Origin of the sequence: Streptomonospora arabica (assembly GCF_039531585.1) — a bacterium.
Classification (GTDB): domain Bacteria; phylum Actinomycetota; class Actinomycetes; order Streptosporangiales; family Streptosporangiaceae; genus Streptomonospora; species Streptomonospora halophila.
On sequence record NZ_BAAAQI010000001.1, the window covers coordinates 396,589 to 413,837 of the forward strand.

Here is a 17,249-nt window from a genome sequence, read left to right on the forward strand (position 1 = left end):
CGCGATGATCACTCGCCGAAACTGTCGGCTACGCGTCTTCGAGGAGGCAACGTCCATGGTCGAGGAGTTCACCGCGGCACTGCGCTCGCTGGTCGACGAGGAGTCGCCATCGGCCGACACCGCCGCGGTCGAGCGGTGCGGCGACCGCCTGGCCGCAGTCGGCGAGGCGGTCACCGGCGCAGCGCCGGAGCGCCTCGCGCTGTCGGGCGGGCCCTCGGCGCTGGTCTGGCGCCGCGGAGACGCGCGGGCTCCCGGCCGTGTGCTGCTGCTGGGCCACCGCGACACGGTGTGGCCGCTGGGCACGGCGGCAGAGCGCCCGTTCACGGTCGAGGACGGCAGGGCCCGCGGCCCCGGCGTCTTCGACATGAAGGCGGGACTGCTCGTCGGCCTGCACGCCTTGGCCCGGCTGGCGCCGCACGTGCCGGTCACGCTGCTGGTGACCGGCGACGAGGAGGTGGGCTCGGCCGCCAGCCGCGAGCTGATCGAGGCCGAGGCGCGGGCGTGCGGGGCCGTGCTCGTGCTGGAGGGGGCCGCCGAGGGCGGGGCGCTCAAGCGCGCCCGCAAGGGGTGGTCCATCTACACCCTGCACTGCCGGGGGGTCTCGGCCCACGCCGGTCTGGAACCGCACAAGGGGCGCAACGCCCTCGTGCGGATGGCCGAACTGGTCGCCGAGTCGGGGCGGCTCGGCGCGCCCGAGCGCGGGCTGACGGTCACCCCGACGCTCGCGCGGGCGGGCCAGACCGTCAACACCGTCCCCGACCGCGCCGAGCTGCACCTGGACGTGCGCGCCCGCACTGCCGCCGACCAGCGCAGCGCCGACGAGAGCATCCGCCGCCTGGCCGAAGCGCCGACCGGGGTCGAGGTGCGCGTCGAGGGCGGGATCAACCGCCCGCCGATGGAGGAGAGCGCGGCGGCCGCCCTGCTGGAGCGGGCGGCGCGGCACGCCCGCGAGCTGGGCGCACGGCCGCCGGAGTCGGCCGCCGTCGGCGGCATCTCCGACGCCAACCTCGTGGCCGCGCTGGGAGTCCCCGTCCTCGACGGCCTGGGCGCGGTCGGGGGCGGGCCGCACGCCGAACACGAATGGGTGGACGTCGACGCCACCCTGCACCGGATACCACTGGTCACGGCGCTGGTGGACGGCCTGGCCGCACACCCGCTGCCGGGGCCCGAAGGGATGTGAGAACCATGCCGCAACCCGAGACCCGGCCCGGCGACTCCGACTTCGAGGAGGACCCGCGCTACCGCACCGCCAAACGGGAGCTCTTCATCGCGCTGGCCTACTGGGTCGCGTTCACCGCCGCCGTCACCGCGACGGCCTGGCTGCTGGGCGGCGGCAAGGCCGCCGACGAGATCTCCTTCGTCCTGGGCTTTCCCGCCTGGTTCTTCTGGTCGGTACCGGTGACCTGCCTGCTCTTCTCCGGTGTCGCCTTCATCCTCGTGCACCGCTTCTTCACCGACATCCCCCTCTCCGCCGGCGGCGACGCCGGGGAGCCCGACGAGAGGTAGCCGACCATGCGCTGGGGCGTCATCATCCCGATCCTGCTCTACGCCGTTGTGCTCCTGGTGATCGCCTGGTGGAGCTTCCAGCGGCGCCGGGCGGTCGCCGAAGGCCACAAGACCGAGCACTACTACATGGGCGGGCGCTCGCTGGGCTGGCTGCTGCTGATGTTCACGCTGCTGGCGAGCGGCGCCAGCGCCGGCACGTTCATCGGCGGCCCCGGCCTGGTCTACGGCCAGGGCTACGGCTGGATCCTGGTGTCGGTCTTCCAGGTGCCCACCGCCTTCATCGCGCTGGCGGTGCTGGGCAAGAAGTTCGCCATCGTCGGGCGCAAGCTGGGCGCGCTGTCGATCGTGGACATGCTGCGGCACCGCTACGAGAGCCCGGCCGTGGTGGTCGTCAGCTCGCTGGGCATCGTCGTGTTCCTGACCGCCTACATGGTGCCGCAGTTCGTCGGCGGCACCAGGCTCCTGGAGGCGGCGACCGGCGCCGACTACCGGGTGCTGCTGGTGTGCCTGGCGGCGCTGATCGCGCTCTACACGGCCTTCGGGGGCTTCCTCGCCGACGCGATGAGCGACGTGCTGCAGGGCGTGATCATGCTGGTGGGCGCGGTGGTCGTGTGGGTGGCGCTGCTGACCGCGGCCGGGGGCATGGGCCCGGTCAACGAACAGGTGATGAGCACCGCACCGGAGCTGTTCACGCTGCCCGGTCCCGCCGGGTTCACGCCGCAGATGATCGCCTCCTACTCGCTGCAGCTGGGCCTGATGTTCGGCGTGCTGCCGCACCTGGCCGTGCGGGCGATGAGCTACCGCGACTCCCGTTCGGTGCACACCGCGATGAAGGTCGGCCCGCTGGTGATGACCGTCATCACCTTGGGCTTTCTGACCATGGGCATGATCGCGCGCTACTTCCAGCCGGACATGGAGGTCGGCGACCTGGCGCTGCCGACGACGATCATCGAGGTGCTGCCGGCGGGGCTCGCCGGTGTGCTGTTCGCCGCGCCGCTGGCAGCGGTGATGTCGACGGTGGACGCGATGATCCTGGTGGTCAGCGGCACCATCGTGCGCGACCTCTATGTGACCTACGTCAACCCGCGCACTAGCGACAGCCGCATCTCCGCGGTCACCTCGGCGACCACGCTGGGGCTCACCGCGATCGTGCTGGTGCTGGCCCTGAATCCGCCGGACTACCTGGAGCTGCTGGTCATCTACGCCATCGGCGGACTGGAGGTGGCGTTCTTCTTCCCGCTGGTGCTGGGGCTGTACTGGAAGCGCGCCAACGCCCTCGGCGCGGGCCTGGGGATGGCGGGCGGCATGGTCTGGTACACGCTCGTCAACAACTGGGCTCCCGAACTCGCCCTGGGCATGTTCCCGATCGCGACGTCCTCGGCCGTCGCCCTGGCACTGTTCCTGCTGGGCAGCTACCTGGGCCCGCCCCCGCGGCGCGAGGTGCTGGTGAAGTTCTGGGGCACCCAGGCCGAGATCGACCGGCTGGGCGAGCCCGTCAGGCCGCTGCGCTAGGGCCGGCCCGGTCGGGGCTCCTTCCGACCCGCTCGAGACCCGAACGCCCCCTCACGCGGCGGCCGGGGCGCGGCTTCCCTCTCGCGCCCCGGCCGCCGCATTTCCGTTCGGGGCCGGCCGCTGCGCGCCGGTTGGGCCGCGGGGTGCCGGGTAGCGGGGCGCCGACCGCCGCGGGCGGGCCGCCCGGCGGCCGGGCGGCCCGCCGGCGCAGCGAAGGTGAAGGAGGGCGAGCATGAGCCGGGCGTCGCAGAAAACGGTGCCCGACGCGACGCGGGGCCCCGCCCGCGTCGTCGCCGGGATCGTCGGAGCGGTCTTCCTGCTGGTGGGGGTGCTGGGGTTCGTCCCCTTCGCGACCGCCCAGTACGGCACGCTGGAGTGGGCGGGACCCGGATCGCACGCGATGCTGCTGGGCGTCTTCCGGGTGTCCGTGCTGCACAACGTCGTGCACCTGGTGTTCGGGGCGGCCGGCCTGGCGGCGGCCCTCCTCCCGGCGGCGGCCCGGGTGTACCTGATCGGCGGCGGCGCGGTGTACCTGGTGCTGTGGGTCTACGGGATGGTGGTCGACCCCGAGTCCGCGGCCAACTTCGTGCCCGTCAACGCGCCCGACAACTGGCTGCACCTGCTCCTGGGGACCGGAATGGTCGCGCTCGGGCTCGTCGTCAAGCGCGGGCGCGGGCAGGTCCCGTGAAGGGCGCGCGGGCGCTCTCGGGCGCCCGCCGTCGCCGCCCGATCCGGGAGCCGGCTCAGCGCGCGGACACCCGCCCGGCGCGGCGGGCGGCGCGGCCGGAGCGCGTGCTCACCACCGCGACAACCGCCGCCAGCACCGCGCCGGCGGCGTAGACCGCCATCGTGGCCAGCGGCGTGGCGTTCTCGGCGGAGGTCTGCAGCAGGTCCCGGTTGAGCTGCTGGTTCACCTCCAGGGCGATCACCAGCACGGTCGCGACGACGGCGGCGGAGGGCCAGGAGACGACGCGCACGTTGACCCAGCGCCCGGTCACCAGCCCGGCGGCCAGGCGCAGCAGGGTGGCGAAGGCACCGGCCACCAGCACGATCCCCAGCGGGTTGTAGCGCAGGGACATCGCCAGATCGCCGCTCATGGCGGCCCACACCGCGCGGGTGGCGCCGCAGGTGGGCATCATGACGCCCATGTAGTGCAGCGGGCTGTGCAGGTCGACCGGGGGCAGACCGAAGACCGCCATGGCCGCGCCCGCGAGGAGCCCGCCCAACGCCACGTACAGGACCCAGCGGTGGCCGTCGTGCGCCTCGACCCGCATCCGGACGGGCAGCGCCCAGGCGGGCACGCCGCCGTTGCCGCGTTCGCTGTCGCTCATGGCCCTATTGTCCCCCGCTTCCGGCACCGGCGCGCCACCTCGGCCCCCGGTTCCGACGCCTCCTCCGCGCGCACGGTTTTGACCGCGGCCCGGCTAGGGGCCTTCGGCCGCGCCGCGGCGCGCGGCGGCAGCGGGTCAGGGTGGGCAGCACGTCCGACCAGCGCGAGCACCGGTCGCGGTCGCTGCCGGGCACGCCGAGCAGGTCGCGGATCACCCGGACCGGCAGCCGCTCGGGGGAACCATGGTGCCCACCCAGGACGGGTTCCGCACCGTGATGGCGATCGGCGCCGCCGCGGCGCTCGCGGCCCTGGCGATCGCGGCCTGCCTGCCCCGCCGGCCGCGGACCGAGGACGAGGGCGCGGGGCGCCCTCCCTCCGCCGCATTCAAGGAGCCCGCGGCCCGCTGAGGACGCCGGCCTGCGCGGGAGCCGCCGGGCGCTAGAGTTGCGCACGTTCCTGCCGAAGAGGATGCGGAGACCCGGCTGTGAGTACGCGAACCGACGGCCAGGCGCCCGGCGTACCGTTCCGTGAGCGCTACCTGGAGGACTACGCGGTCGGCGAGGTCGTCGACTGCGGCCGGACCGCGGTGGCCCAGGACGAGGTCGTGGAGTTCGCGAGCCGCTACGACCCGCAGCCCTTCCACGTCGACCCGGCCGCCGCCGAGGACGGCCCCTTCGGCGGCCTGATCGCCAGCGGATGGCACACCGCGGCGCTGATGATGCGCCTGTACGTCGACGCCTACCTCTCGCCGCTGGCGAGCCTGGGCGGCCCGGGCGTGGACGAGCTGCGCTGGACCGCGCCGGTGCGGCCGGGCGACACGCTGAGCATGCGCGCCGAGGTGCTGGAGAGCCGCCCGTCCTCGTCCAAGCCCGACCGCGGCCTGCTGCGCACCCGCGTCGAGCTGTTCAACCAGCACGGCAGCAAGGTCTTCGCGGCCGTCGTCCTGAACATGCTGCGCACGCGGCCGCGCTAGCTAGCGGGCGCGGCGGGGTGCCGCCGCGGAGCCCGCGCGATGCGCCGTCACACCAGCCAGCGGCCGCCCAGCATCAGGTCGCGCTCGGGCAGCTCGTCGACCTCGCGCCAGGCCTGGACGAGCTGCGGCCGGACGCGGAAGTAGAGGTTTCCCTCCGAATCCCGCGGGTCGAACCCGGTCTTGGCGGCGAACGCGTCGAGGGTCTGCGGCGTCAGTTCCGCCGCCGCCAGGGCCTCGGCCTCGCCCTCGACGAGCACAACGTCGCGGGTCGGGCCGACGCCGATCCGGACCCGCCCGGAACGGCGCAGGTTGCGCCCGGTCGGGCTCGCCGCGGCGGTGGCCAGCAGCAGCGCCGAGCCGTCCCACAGGAAGGAGAGCGGCACCATGTAGGGCGTGCCGCCGGGGCCGCCGGCCGTGGCCACCCAGGCGTCGACGTCGGACTCCAGCCGGGCGAGCGTGTCGAGCTTGCGCTGGGAGCGCGGGCGCGGCGGTGCCGCGGGGGGCGTCGTCATGGCGAACGGTCTCCTTGCCGGGATCGGGATGCGGTCGGGGCGAACGGGGCCGCCGCAGAAGTAAACACCGCGGGGCGGCGGGTTCTCCACCTCCGATGAGGCTTGCCGCCCTGCGGGCCGCCCGCGGGCGCGCGCCGCCGCCGGTGGTCGGCGCATCATCGGCGGACCCGCGTCCGGAACACGCGTCAGGGCCGCGGCGGGGCCTGCGCCGCCGCCGCGGCGCGGGTCTCCCGTCGCCCGCCGTCGGCGCGCGGCGGGAGACAGCCGCCGGATCAGGCTCAGCCGGTGCCGAGCAGCCCGTGCGGGTCGAGGACGTACTTGCGGGCGGCGCCCTTGTCGAACTCCTGATAGCCGCGGTCGGCCTGCTCCAGCGGGATGGGCGTGGCGTTGACCGCCCGGGCGATCTGCACCCGGTCGTGCAGGATCGCCTGCATCAGCTGGCGGTTGTACTTCATCACCGGGCACTGGCCGGTGAAGAACGCGTGCGACTTCGCCCAGCCCAGGCCGATGCGGATGGACAGCGAGCCCTCCCGGGCGGCCTCGTCCGCGGCACCGGGGTCGCCGGTGACGTACAGGCCGGGGATGCCGAGCGCCCCGCCGGCGGCGGTGACCTCCATCATCGTGTTGAGCACCGTCGCCGGCGCCTCGCGTGCGGCGTCCGCGCCGTGGCCGCGAGCCTCGAAGCCCACCGCGTCGACGCCGGCGTCCACCTCGGGAACGCCCAGCAGCTGCTCGATCCGGTCGCGCGGGTCCTGCTCGGAGACGTCGACGGTCTCGCACCCGATGGCGCGCGCCTGCTCCAGGCGCTCCTTGTTCAGGTCGCCGACGATCACGACGGCGGCGCCGAGCAGCAGCGCCGAGGCCGCCGCAGCGAGCCCGACCGGGCCGGCGCCGGCGATGTAGACCGTGGAGCCCACCCCCACCCCCGCGGTGACGCAGCCGTGGTAGCCGGTGGGGAAGATGTCGCTGAGCATGGTCAGGTCGAGGATCTTGTCCATGGCCTGCTGCTTGTCCGGGAAGCGCAGCGCGTTCCAGTCGGCGTAGGGCACCAGGACGTAGCGGGCCTGGCCGCCGACCCAGCCGCCCATGTCGACGTAGCCGTAGGCCGAGCCCGGCCGGTCCGGGTTGACGTTGAGGCAGATGCCGGTGCGGCGCGCCTTGCAGTTGGCGCAGCGGCCGCAGGCGATGTTGAAGGGCACCGAGACGAGGTCGCCGACATCGAGGAACTCGACGTCGGGCCCCTTCTCGACGATCTCTCCGGTGATCTCGTGGCCCAGCACCAGCCCTTCCGGTGCGGTCGTGCGGCCGCGGACCATGTGCTGGTCGCTGCCGCAGATGTTGGTGGCGACGACCTTGAGAATGGCGCCGTGGGGCACGGGCCGCCCCACGTTCGCCGGGTTCACGCCGGGGCCGTCCTTGAGGACGAACTCGGGGTAGTCCATGTCGACGAGCTGTACGCGGCCGGGGCCCGCGTAGGCGACGCCCCTGTTCTCAGCCATAGCTCCCCCAAGAGCATGATGTGGATCACGTTTTCGGTCGTGAACTGTGCTACCCGGGTGGAGCTGTGCCGATGTACGCGGAGCGCACCGACTCCGCTCGGCGACCGAACGAGCGCCGAGAGTGCCCGAAACGCCGGTCGGCCGGAGCCGACGCGCCGGCTCCGGCGGAGCGGACACGGCCTGAGCTGAGCGGACGCCGCACGCGGCGGCACGGCTGTTCCCCACCGCTTCGGCGAACAGAACGGCACGCCGGCGAATTCGCGCCGACACTTCGGAGAATGCCACGCAGAGCACCCGCGCGACCCCTTGCAGTAGCCGTCGGGGCTCCGCTACGTTTGCCGCGCCATTGCGAACCGGATTCCGCACGGGCGCCGTTTCCCTACGCGCGGCGCCGTTCGCCCGCGCGACGCGCAGCCGGGCGGACGTAGCGCGGCCGAACAGCAATCCGGGGCCGCCCCCGACGACGTCCCTCGATACTCCGGTCGACGATTCCCGATTCGACGATTCCCGACTACCGCCCCTGCCCCGACGAAATGCGACGGAACCCGTCAGCGCAGATCGGATACCCCGCTCAATGAACATCCTCGCCATGGGCGGAGGACGCGTGTCCTCCGCCTTTTCTTCGGCTGTCCGAAAAACCCGCCGCCCCGCGCCGCCGCAGGAGGCCGGCGCGCACGCCACCTCGCCCGGCCGCGCCCGCGCGGGGCGGCGGCTCGCCGGGCTCGCCCTCGCCGGCGCGGCGACGCTGGCCGTGCTGCCCGCCTCCCCCGCCTTCGCCGACCCGCCGGAAGCCCTCCCCGCCGACGCGACCGCGCCCGACCGCACGTGGCAGCCCGCCTTCGACTACGACACCGACGGCTGCTACCCCACCCCGGCCATCGGCGCCGACGGCACCGTCGCCACCGGACTGAAGACCTCCGGCGCGCTCAACGGCAGCTGCCGCGACGGCTGGGACCTGGACAACACCAACTCCTACGCGCGCGCCAAGTGCGACCCCAGCGGCTGGTGCGCCCACATGTACGCGCTCTACTTCGAGAAGGACCAGACCGTGCACGGCTGCTGCGGGCACCGCCACGACCTGGAGCACGTGATCGTCTGGGTGAAGGACGACCAGGCCCGCTACGTCTCGGCCTCGGCCCACGGCGACTACGACACCCGCGCCGCCTCCGACATCCGCTGGGAGGGCACCCACGCCAAGATCGTCTACCACAAGGACGGCGCGAGCACCCACGCCTTCCGCTTCGCCGCCGACCACGACGACCCGCCGGAGAACCACGACGGGACCTGGCAGTACCCCGACCTGGTGAGCTGGAACAACTTCCCGTCCGGCATCCGGGAGAAGCTCGTGGCCGCCGACTTCGGCAGCGCCCGGCTGGCACTCAAGGACGGCAACTTCGAGGCCGACCTGGAGAAGGCCGAGCCCTCCGGCATCGAATTCGACCCCCACGCCTGATCCGCCCGCCCTCGTCTGCGGCCTCCCAAGGGTCCCGCCCGGCCCGTTCCGGGCGGGACCCGCCGCTTTCTCGGGGGTGCGAGCGGCGCGGGCGGTACACCGAGGCTAGCTTGGGCTCCTCGTCCCCCCGGCATCCCCGGCGCTCGCGCGTCATGGCCTCGGTCACCGGCGTCGTGGGCGCCCACTCGCGCGGACCCTGCTTCACGGCGCCGGGCTTCCTACTCACCCCGGACCCCGCGACGGGTTCGCTCGCGGTGGGCGCCGCCTCCGGCGTTCCGGGGTCGCTGCGCACCGCCTTCCGCATCCGCACCGCGCCCGACTCGCCGGTCGGTGTGGGTATGCTGCAGGCCGCCGGACCTTCGACCGCCACTCCCGGAAGGTCCCGGCGGAGGCGCGGCGGTGACGGAGGGGGGCCGCGCCGCGCCGCTTCGGAGGCGGCCGGCGCAGGCGGCCGGCCGACGGGCGCCGCACGCGCCCCAGTCCGCTGGAGGGTGGACGTGCAGCAGTGGCCGCGAGAACATCCCGACGACGCGCCGCCTCCGGCCCGCGCGTCGGCCCGGCCCGTGCCCGTATTGCTGACCCAGCACTGGCGCGACGTGGTGTTCGTCCACTGGGAGGCCGATCCCGGCGCCGTACGCCACCTCCTGCCGCTCGGCACGCGCCCCGACACGCTGGCGGGGCGGACCTACGCCGGTCTGGTGGCGTTCCGCGTCGCCGCGCCGCGTGCCCTGGGCACCGTGCCGACCGGAGGGTTCGACGAGGTCAACGTGCGGCTGTACTCCGTCGACCGGCAGGGGCGCCGCGGCGTCGTGTTCGCGACCATGGACGCCGACGCGCTGTCGAGCGTCCTCGCCGCCCGCGCCCTGGCGGGGGTTCCCTACATCTGGTCCGACGTGTCGCTGCGCTCCGGCCCCGAAGGCGCGGCCGGCGCCGTCCGCCGCCGCCTGCCAGGACCGCCAGCGACCGCCCGCTGGCACGTCGCCGTCGGCGACCGGATCCCCGAGCCCGCCGACCTGGAGGTCTTCCTCACCGCCCGCTGGGGCCTGCACACCGCCCACCTGGGAAGAACCGTCTGGCTCCCCGTCTCCCACCCGCCCTGGCCGCTCCACCGCGCCGAGCTCCGCTCCTACCGCGGCGACCTCCTCCCCGCCGCCGGGATTCCCCACCCGCCGGGGCCGCCGGCCTCGGTCCTGTGGTCCCCCGGTACCACCGCGGCCTTCCACCCGCCCCAGCGCGTCCGCGCGTAGGCGCCGCATCCTCCCCCGCCTGCGGCCGCGCGGGCGGAGTGCCGCGCGAACCGCCCGGGACGTAGGCTGCCCCCGTGTCCGAATCACCGACGACTCCCCCGGAGCTGACCCGGCGGGTCGCCCAGGCCCACGCGCGCATACTGGAGCTGCTCGACCGGCGGAAGGGCGACGACGACCCCGCAGCGGCGGCCACGGAGCTGCCCGGGTGGTCCCGCGGGCACGTGCTCCAGCATCTGGCGGACAACGCACGCGCCTTTGAACGGCAGGCCCGCTACGCGCTCCAGGGGCGGCTCGTCGCCGTGTACGACGGCGGTCAGCGGGGACGCGACCGCGCCGTCGAGCAGGGCGCCCGCCGCCCACTACCGCTTCTCCGCGGCGACCTCGAGTCGGCCCAGCGGGACCTGGAGGAGGTGTGGGCCCGGCTGAGCGCCGACGACTGGCACCGCCCGGTCCGCTTCCGCAACGCCACGGTGCTGGACACCGCCCTGGCGCGCTGGCGGGAAGCGGAGATCCACGCGGTCGACCTCGACCTCGGCTACCGGCCCCGCCACTGGCCGCTGCCGTTCGCGCTGCATGCCCTGGACTTCCTCGCCCCCCGGACACCGCCGGGACTACGCCTGACCGTCAGCGCGACAGACACGGGTTTCAGCCGCACCACAGGCGCGGGCACGCCGGTCGAGGTCGCGGGCACCCTCCGCGACCTCGCGGCGTGGATGGCCGGCCGCAGCACCGACGGCGACCTGCACACATCCGCCCCACGGCTCCCCCTGCTGGCCCCCTGGCCCCCCGACCCCGCCGACTGACCACACGCCCCACCTCTGCAGTCAGCCGACGAGACGGGCGTATACGACGACGTTGGCCGTGTAGCGGCCGCCGGCGCCGTCGAACGCTCCACCGCACGTGATCAGTCGCAGCTCCGCCCTGCCCGGTTCCCCCTCGTAGACCCGCCGAGTGGGAAAGCCGTCCTTGTCGTGCAGCAAAGGCAACAAAGGCAGCGGGCGGCCCAGCCCGCGAACATCGGTGCGCATACTCGCCGGTTGCGCACCCGACGGGGCGGCGAGGCCAGCGGGTGGTCCAGCCCGCGAACATCGGCCCCGGTGCCCGCCGGTGGCGGTTGCGGCGAGGCAGCAAGGGCGGCGGAGGACCGGGCCTGCGGTCGGCGGTTCGGGTGCCCGCGGGTGACCCCGGCGGCGGGAGCAGTGAGGGCCGCGGAGCGGCGGGGTCGAAGGTGGTGATGCGGGCGGGTCGGCCGCAAGCGTTTAGGGGGTTTCGGCGCGGCCTCTCGCCCGCGCGAGCCGGACCGAAGCACCCATGCCTGATTTAATCTAACTCCGTGACGGTGACCGTGCGGGACGGTGGCGCACACGGCGGGCACAAACCGGGCATTGCGGGCATTCGGCGACCCCGGCACGCGACGGGACCGCCCTGATGCAGGCCGTCGCACTCCAACGCGCCGCATACCCCCGCCATACGAGGCGATTCCGGTATGTATGCCCCAATTGCACCCCAGACCGAGAGCCTCTGCAGGCCGCCGACGGCGACGAGTCGGCCCGAATGCACCCCGCAGCGACCCTGAAGCGCTGTTTTCAGGGGTCTCGTCGCAACGCGGACACCCAAGCCACCCACCAAATCGAGGGAAACAGGACAAAACACCCCACACTATTCCGCATCACGGAAGCAGGGTGCGGCTGCGATGCCGCTGCGCTGGTTCGCTTCGGCTCGCGCACCCCACCCCACCGGGCTCGGGCCGATATACCCGAAATGCCCACCGCACTGCACGCAGCAACTCCAGCCCCTCGCCGCCCCGACGCGACCGCCACCGGCGAGCACCAGAACCGACGACCGCGCGCCCAACCACCCACCGCCCTCGCCGCCCCGACGCAACCGCAACCGGCGAGCACCAGAACCGACGACCGCGTGCCCAACCACCCACCGCCCTCGCCGCCCCGACGCAACCGCAACCGGCGAGCACCCGAACCGATCACCGCAGGCCCAACCGCCCGCCGCCGTCGCTGCCCCGCCGACGAGCGCCGGGACCGACGACCGCGCGCCCAACCGCCCACCGCCCTTGCCGCGTCGTCGCTCTGCTCAACCGGCGGGCGCCCTGGACGATGCACTCGAGCTCGGCCACCCACCGCCTCGCCGCCCCGACGCGACCGCCACCGGCGAGCACCCGGACCGACGACCGCGGGTTGGGCCAACCACCGCCACTCGCTGCCGCTCAGCACCCCTCGCCGCCCCTCGCCGCCCCTCGCCGCCTCTCTCTGCCCGAGGCTGCCTGTCGGCCCCCTCCGCCCCTCCTTCTGCCTACTTCGTGGCTGATTTTGCGACACTTCTAACGATTTTCGTTAGAAGGGGTATTGACGCGCGACATAAGCGTGCGTAGGTTCGTGGCCTAGGTCACAGCCTGCTTGACCCTCCCCCGACCTCCCGAACCTCCCGAACCTCCGAACCTCCCGAACCCCCCGAACCCCCCCGACCTTTCTTCGCCCCTCCCCCAACCTTCCGTCGGCGCGCTGCGCGCCGACGGCTACACCAGGAGAACGGAGCCCCCCGTGAACTCACCGGGCGATGTCCTCGGGATCATCAGCCGAGGGGATGCCGACACCCGGGCCGAGCTGGCCCGGTTGACCGGCATGGCGCGGTCGACGGTCGCTCAGCGCGTCGACACGCTCATCGCCCACGGGATCGTCGAGGAGCGCGAGAGCGGCGCCTCCACCGGAGGACGACCGCCGCGGGTGCTCCGGTTGAACACCGAGTCCAACTGCGTGCTCGGCGTCGATCTCGGCGCCACGCACTGCCGCGTCGCGCTGATGGACATCGGCGGAGCTGTGCTGGCCGATACCGAGGCCCCGCTGCACATAACCGAGGGCCCCGAGCACGTGCTGAGCCACATAGACGACCGCATGCACGAGCTGCTCGCCGCGTCGGGGCGCCCGCTGTCAGCGGTCAAGGCGATCGGGATCGGCGTGCCCGGTCCCGTCGAGTTCGCCACCGGGCGGCCGGTCAACCCGCCGATCATGCCCGGCTGGCACGAGTACCCCGTACCCGCGTACTTCACCTCGCGCTACCCGCTGGAAGTGCTCGTGGACAACGACGTCAACGCGCTCGCGCTCGGCGAGGTCCGCCACGGCGGTACCGGCGCGGACCACCTGCTCTTCGTGAAGGTCGGCACCGGCATCGGCTGCGGCATCATCGCCGGCGGACGGCTGCACCGCGGCGCCCAGGGCAGCGCGGGCGACATCGGGCACATCCGGGTGCCCGGAGCCGACGACGCGCACTGCCGCTGCGGCAACTCCGGCTGCCTGGAGGCGGTGGCCGGCGGCGCAGCGCTGGCCGCGCGGCTGCGCGAGGCCGGCGTGCCGGCCGCCGACGGCCGCGCGGTCGTCGAACTGGTCAGCAGCGGCGACCCGTTGGCGGTACGCCTGGTGCGCGAGGCAGGGCGGGCCATCGGCGACGTTCTCGCCGGGCTCGTCAACTTCTTCAACCCCGAAGCCATCGTGGTGGGCGGCGTGCTGGCCGCGGCGCACGAACCCCTGCTTGCGGGCGTCCGTGAAGTCATCTATCAGCGGTCGCTGCCGCTGGCGACCCACCGGCTCACGGTCATCCCCGCCGGCACCCGCGAGGCGGGCGGCGCGCTGGGCGCGGGCCGCCTGGCCATCGACCACGTCCTGGCCCCCGAGCAGATCGACCGAGCCCTGGCCGCCGCTCAGGCGGCCGGGGCCACCGCGGCGGCGCCTTAACCCCGCCCCGGCCGCCGCACTCAGCCGAAGCCGAGCCCCGCTCCAGACCAAGAAACCGATACCGACCCCGACCCCGAGACCGGCTCCCGTCCCGCTCACCTCCATCCCCCTCCCGCTTCCACACCAACATCCACTTCCGCCCCCATCTCCTCCCGAACCACATCCCCCATCCCCCATCCCCCGACCCACCGACCCACCGATCCCCCTTCTCAGGCACTTGGAGGCCCACCATGGGTTGGAATCCGCGCCGGCGCTTCGGCCCCCGCGCCCTCGGCGCGCTCGCCGCGGCGGGCATCGTGCTCGCCGCGACCGCGTGCAGCAACCCGCAAGCAACCGACGACGGCGGCGGGGAGTCCGAGGGCCCCTTCACCATCGGCGTCAGCAACGGCTTCATCGGCAGCGAGTGGCGGGAGCAGATGCTCTCCGTCCTGGAGGACTCCTTCGCCGAGTACAAGTCCGACGGCGTCGTCGACGAACTCGTCGTCGAGAGTGCCGATGTCGACGTCAACGGCCAGATCCAGCAGATCCGCAACCTGATCCGCTCCGACGTGGACGCGATCATCGTCAACCCCAACTCCCCCACCGCCCTGGACCAGGTCTTCGCCGAGGCGGCCGACCAGGGGATCGAGATCGTGGCGATCGACCAGGCGGTGGAGTCCGAGCACGTCACCAACGTGGTCATCGACCAGGCCGAGTGGGCCTCGATCTCGGCCGAGTGGCTGGCCGGCGAGGTCGGCGACGGCGGCCGGGTCATCGCGGTCAACGGCATCGACGGCCACCCGGCCAACGAGGCCCGCTGGTCCGGTGCCCAGAAGGTGTTCGACGAGGCCGGCGTGGAGGTCGTGGCCAACGACTTCGCCGAATGGGACCAGAGCAAGGGCCAGACCGTCACCCGCGACCTGCTGGCCAGCAACCCGAACGTGGACGGCGTCTTCGTCCAGGACGGCATGGCGCTGGGCGCCATGCAGGCGCTGCAGGCCGAGGGCCTGGAGGACGAGGTCGCCATCACCGGCGAGGCCCGCGTGGGCTACATGAAGGAGTGGAACAAGCTGCGCGAGTCCGACGAGGACTTCTCCAGCATCGGCGTGCCGAACCCGCCGTCGGTGTCGGTGTCGGCGCTGCACGTGGTGGTGCGGATGCTGCAGGGCGGGGAGTTCGCGGACGGCGCGATCGAGGACGGCAACACGATCTACCTGCCCATCCCCGAGACCGTGACCGACGAGAACTTCGATGAGCGCTTCGCCGAGGTGGAGGACAAGCCGGACGCCTACGCCGTCGACCACAGCATCAGCGCCGAGAAGGCCGACAGCTACTTCAAGTGACCCGGGCGCCGGGGCCGGGCGTACCCGCGCCCCGGCTCCGGGCGGGCGGAGCAGGGAGAGAGCTGTGGACACGAGAGCTGTGGACACACCGCCGCTTCTGCGGATGAGCGGCGTGCGCAAGCGCTACGGGGGCGTCACCGCCCTGGCCGGCGCCGACTTCGGCGCCGAGGCGGGCAGCGTGCACGCCGTGCTGGGCCCCAACGGGTCGGGCAAGTCGACGCTGCTGAAGGTGCTGACGGGCGTGGTTCGGCCCGACGCGGGCGAGGTCCTGCTGGAGGACCGACGACTGCGCCCGCGCGGCCCGCGCGACACGCTGGCCGCCGGGGTCAGCGCCGTCTACCAGGAGCTGTCCCTGATCGAGGACTTCACGGTCCTGGACAACCTGGTGCTGGGCGTCGAGCCGACCCGGTTCGGGCTGCGCGACCGGCGCGCCGCCCGGGCGCGCGCACGGCCGTGGCTGGAGCGCTTCGCCCCGGCCTTCGGCGGCCGGGTGCCCGCCGACGAACGGGTGGCCGACCTCGATCCCGGTGAACGGCAGGTCGTGGAGATCTGCAAGGCGCTGGTGCGCGACCCGCGCGTGCTCGTGCTGGACGAGGCGACCGCCTCGCTGCGCCGGGCCCAGGTGCGTGTGCTCTTCGACGTGGTCGCCGAGCTGCGCGAGCGCGGCGTGCTCATCCTGTTCATCACCCACCGGCTGGCCGAGATCCGGGCGGTCTGCGACCGCGCGACGATCATGCGCAACGGCCGCGACGTCACCACGGTCGCGGTCGGAGAGACCGCCGAGGCCGAACTGGTGGAGCTGATGTCGGAAGGCTCGGCGCCGGCGGCCGCGCACCCGGGCGGTGCGGCGGCCGGCGCCGGAGGTCCGGTGACCGGCAGTCCGGTCACCGACGCGTCGGGAGCCGGCGGTTCGGTGACCGGCGGTTCGGTGACCGGCGGTTCGGTGGCCGGCGGTGCCGGGGGCGCCACTGCTTCCGGCAGTGCCGGATCCGAGCCGCTGCTGGAGGTCGCCGACCTCACCGGCGACCGCCTCGACCACGTGTCCTTCCAGGTCCGACCGGGTGAGGTGCTGGGGCTGGGCGGGCTGCAGGGACAGGGGCAGTCGGAGCTGCTGGCCGCGCTGTTCGGTGCGCGCCGGCGCTCCGGCGGCACGGTGCGGCTCGGCGGCCGCTCCGTCCACCCGCGTTCGCCCAAGCAGGCGGTGCGCGCGGGCTTCGCCTACGTGCCCGGCAACCGGGGCGTGCAGGGGCTCGCGCTGGGCCGTCCGATCCTGGAGAACTTCGCGCTGCCTTCGGTGGGCCGGCGGGCCGCGCTGGGCGTGGCGCTGTCCAAGCGCCGCGAGGCCGCCGAGGCGCGCTCCGTCGCCGAGCGCATCGGCACCCGCTACGGCTCGCTGGACGACCCGGTCTCGACGCTGTCGGGCGGCAACCAGCAGAAGATCGTCGTGGGCAAGTGGTTCCCCACCGATCCCCGGGTCGTGCTGATGGACGACCCCGCCAAGGGAATCGACGTGGGCGCCAAGGCGGAGATGTTCGCCGTGGTCGCGGAGCTGGCGGCCGCCGGAGCGGCGGTGGTGCTGGGCTCCAGCGACGACCGCGAGCTGGTCGAGGTCTGCGACCGGGTCCTGGTGCTGTTCGAGGGCCGCGTCGTGGACGAGGTCGCCGGCGAGCGCCTCACCGAGGACACGCTGATCGCCAGCGCCATGCACGTCACCGAAGCCAACGGCACCGCTGCGTCCGGTCCCGCGCCGGGGGCGACCTCCGCGGAGGACCGGCCCCCGGCGCCGACCGCGGAGGCCCGGCCGGACGCGGGCACCGGAGAGGCCGCGCAGGAAGCACCCGCCCCGAAGGCCCGGCCCCGAACGCCGACCGCAGGTGCGCGCGGGACGTCGGGTCCGGAGGACACCGTCCCGGAGGAGGACACCGGTGGGGCCGGACCTTCAGGGGCGGCCTCCGGCGGCGATCCGGGCGGCGCGGAGTCCGACCCGGCGCGCTCGGCCCCGGCCTCCACCGACAACGGCGGCGGCGCGTGAGCGCGGCGGCGACGCGGCACCCCGCCGCCCGCGGCGCCACCGCCCCGGTGCCCTCCGCATCCCCCGCATCCCCGCCACCCCGCACACCCGCCGGCGCCCGCACGGCCCTCCGGCCCGCCC

At 74.0% G+C, this 17,249-nt stretch carries 16 protein-coding genes; 12 read left to right on the forward strand and 4 right to left on the reverse strand.

Going from position 1 to position 17,249, the window contains the following annotated elements; genetic code table 11:
- The first annotated feature begins 4 nt into the window (after positions 1-4).
- From ABD284_RS01725 to ABD284_RS01740, 4 genes are all read left to right on the forward strand, one after another.
- Positions 5-1,180 carry a M20 family metallopeptidase gene (locus tag ABD284_RS01725; RefSeq protein ID WP_344140214.1) on the forward strand — a complete coding sequence of 392 codons (1,176 nt, stop codon included), beginning with the start codon at positions 5-7 and terminating at the stop codon, positions 1,178-1,180.
- Positions 1,181-1,185: 5 nt separating this feature from the next.
- Positions 1,186-1,506: a DUF997 family protein gene (locus ABD284_RS01730; protein ID WP_344140216.1), complete on the forward strand. Its 321-nt coding sequence runs from the start codon at positions 1,186-1,188 to the stop codon at positions 1,504-1,506.
- Between the two features lie 6 nt (positions 1,507-1,512).
- A complete protein-coding gene (panF, locus tag ABD284_RS01735) occupies positions 1,513-3,018 on the forward strand; it encodes a sodium/pantothenate symporter (protein ID WP_344140218.1) in 1,506 nt (501 codons plus the stop codon).
- 232 nt (positions 3,019-3,250) lie between these two features.
- Positions 3,251-3,706 carry a DUF4383 domain-containing protein gene (locus ABD284_RS01740; protein ID WP_344140220.1) on the forward strand — a complete coding sequence of 152 codons (456 nt, stop codon included), beginning with the start codon at positions 3,251-3,253 and terminating at the stop codon, positions 3,704-3,706.
- Positions 3,707-3,761: 55 nt separating this feature from the next.
- Here ABD284_RS01740 and ABD284_RS01745 read toward each other — a convergent pair whose 3' ends face one another.
- Positions 3,762-4,349, reverse strand: coding sequence for a DUF2752 domain-containing protein (locus tag ABD284_RS01745; protein ID WP_344140222.1), 588 nt, complete (start codon positions 4,347-4,349; stop codon positions 3,762-3,764).
- A gap of 241 nt (positions 4,350-4,590) precedes the next feature.
- Here ABD284_RS01745 and ABD284_RS01750 point away from each other — a divergent pair, with 241 nt between their 5' ends.
- Both ABD284_RS01750 and ABD284_RS01755 read left to right on the forward strand, forming a co-directional pair.
- Complete coding sequence (locus ABD284_RS01750) at positions 4,591-4,755, forward strand: hypothetical protein (RefSeq protein WP_344140224.1); 165 nt, start codon at positions 4,591-4,593, stop codon at positions 4,753-4,755.
- Positions 4,756-4,832: 77 nt separating this feature from the next.
- Positions 4,833-5,321 (forward strand): MaoC family dehydratase, encoded by a 489-nt coding sequence (locus tag ABD284_RS01755; protein WP_344140226.1) that lies wholly within the window; start codon positions 4,833-4,835, stop codon positions 5,319-5,321.
- 47 nt (positions 5,322-5,368) lie between these two features.
- On the opposite strand, the gene ABD284_RS01760 is transcribed toward ABD284_RS01755, so the two are convergent.
- Both ABD284_RS01760 and fdhA read right to left on the reverse strand, forming a co-directional pair.
- Complete coding sequence (locus tag ABD284_RS01760; RefSeq protein ID WP_344140228.1) at positions 5,369-5,833, reverse strand: pyridoxamine 5'-phosphate oxidase family protein; 465 nt, start codon at positions 5,831-5,833, stop codon at positions 5,369-5,371.
- A gap of 278 nt (positions 5,834-6,111) precedes the next feature.
- Positions 6,112-7,332 carry a formaldehyde dehydrogenase, glutathione-independent gene (gene fdhA, locus ABD284_RS01765; RefSeq protein WP_344140230.1) on the reverse strand — a complete coding sequence of 407 codons (1,221 nt, stop codon included), beginning with the start codon at positions 7,330-7,332 and terminating at the stop codon, positions 6,112-6,114.
- Between the two features lie 574 nt (positions 7,333-7,906).
- Here fdhA and ABD284_RS01770 point away from each other — a divergent pair.
- The 3 genes from ABD284_RS01770 to ABD284_RS01780 all read left to right on the forward strand — a co-directional run bounded on the left by ABD284_RS01770 (position 7,907) and on the right by ABD284_RS01780 (position 10,835).
- A complete protein-coding gene (locus tag ABD284_RS01770) occupies positions 7,907-8,785 on the forward strand; it encodes an NPP1 family protein (RefSeq protein ID WP_344140232.1) in 879 nt (292 codons plus the stop codon).
- A gap of 497 nt (positions 8,786-9,282) precedes the next feature.
- Positions 9,283-10,032, forward strand: a complete 750-nt coding sequence (locus ABD284_RS01775) for a YqjF family protein (RefSeq protein WP_344140234.1) — start codon at positions 9,283-9,285, stop codon at positions 10,030-10,032.
- Positions 10,033-10,106: 74 nt separating this feature from the next.
- Positions 10,107-10,835: a maleylpyruvate isomerase family mycothiol-dependent enzyme gene (locus ABD284_RS01780; RefSeq protein ID WP_344140236.1), complete on the forward strand. Its 729-nt coding sequence runs from the start codon at positions 10,107-10,109 to the stop codon at positions 10,833-10,835.
- Between the two features lie 21 nt (positions 10,836-10,856).
- Here ABD284_RS01780 and ABD284_RS01785 read toward each other — a convergent pair whose 3' ends face one another.
- Complete coding sequence (locus ABD284_RS01785) at positions 10,857-11,012, reverse strand: class F sortase (RefSeq protein WP_344140238.1); 156 nt, start codon at positions 11,010-11,012, stop codon at positions 10,857-10,859.
- A gap of 1,575 nt (positions 11,013-12,587) precedes the next feature.
- Between ABD284_RS01785 and ABD284_RS01790 the strand changes: the two genes are divergently transcribed.
- The 3 genes from ABD284_RS01790 to ABD284_RS01800 all read left to right on the forward strand — a co-directional run bounded on the left by ABD284_RS01790 (position 12,588) and on the right by ABD284_RS01800 (position 17,129).
- A complete protein-coding gene (locus ABD284_RS01790) occupies positions 12,588-13,775 on the forward strand; it encodes an ROK family transcriptional regulator (protein WP_344140240.1) in 1,188 nt (395 codons plus the stop codon).
- A 230-nt stretch (positions 13,776-14,005) separates the two neighbouring features.
- On the forward strand, positions 14,006-15,097 hold the full coding sequence (locus ABD284_RS01795) for an ABC transporter substrate-binding protein (RefSeq protein ID WP_344140242.1): 1,092 nt from the start codon (positions 14,006-14,008) through the stop codon (positions 15,095-15,097).
- A 64-nt stretch (positions 15,098-15,161) separates the two neighbouring features.
- Positions 15,162-17,129, forward strand: coding sequence for a sugar ABC transporter ATP-binding protein (locus tag ABD284_RS01800; protein ID WP_344140244.1), 1,968 nt, complete (start codon positions 15,162-15,164; stop codon positions 17,127-17,129).
- The last annotated feature ends 120 nt before the right edge of the window (positions 17,130-17,249 follow it).

Coding starts and splice junctions, on each gene's coding strand:
- ABD284_RS01745 (WP_344140222.1), bottom strand. CDS start 4,349: ATGAGCGACAGCGAACGCGGCAACGGCGGCGTGCCCGCCTGGGCGCTG.
- ABD284_RS01730 (WP_344140216.1), top strand. CDS start 1,186: ATGCCGCAACCCGAGACCCGGCCCGGCGACTCCGACTTCGAGGAGGAC.
- panF (WP_344140218.1), top strand. CDS start 1,513: ATGCGCTGGGGCGTCATCATCCCGATCCTGCTCTACGCCGTTGTGCTC.
- ABD284_RS01770 (WP_344140232.1), top strand. CDS start 7,907: ATGAACATCCTCGCCATGGGCGGAGGACGCGTGTCCTCCGCCTTTTCT.
- ABD284_RS01760 (WP_344140228.1), bottom strand. CDS start 5,833: ATGACGACGCCCCCCGCGGCACCGCCGCGCCCGCGCTCCCAGCGCAAG.
- ABD284_RS01795 (WP_344140242.1), top strand. CDS start 14,006: ATGGGTTGGAATCCGCGCCGGCGCTTCGGCCCCCGCGCCCTCGGCGCG.
- ABD284_RS01740 (WP_344140220.1), top strand. CDS start 3,251: ATGAGCCGGGCGTCGCAGAAAACGGTGCCCGACGCGACGCGGGGCCCC.
- ABD284_RS01725 (WP_344140214.1), top strand. CDS start 5: ATGATCACTCGCCGAAACTGTCGGCTACGCGTCTTCGAGGAGGCAACG.
- fdhA (WP_344140230.1), bottom strand. CDS start 7,332: ATGGCTGAGAACAGGGGCGTCGCCTACGCGGGCCCCGGCCGCGTACAG.
- ABD284_RS01750 (WP_344140224.1), top strand. CDS start 4,591: ATGGTGCCCACCCAGGACGGGTTCCGCACCGTGATGGCGATCGGCGCC.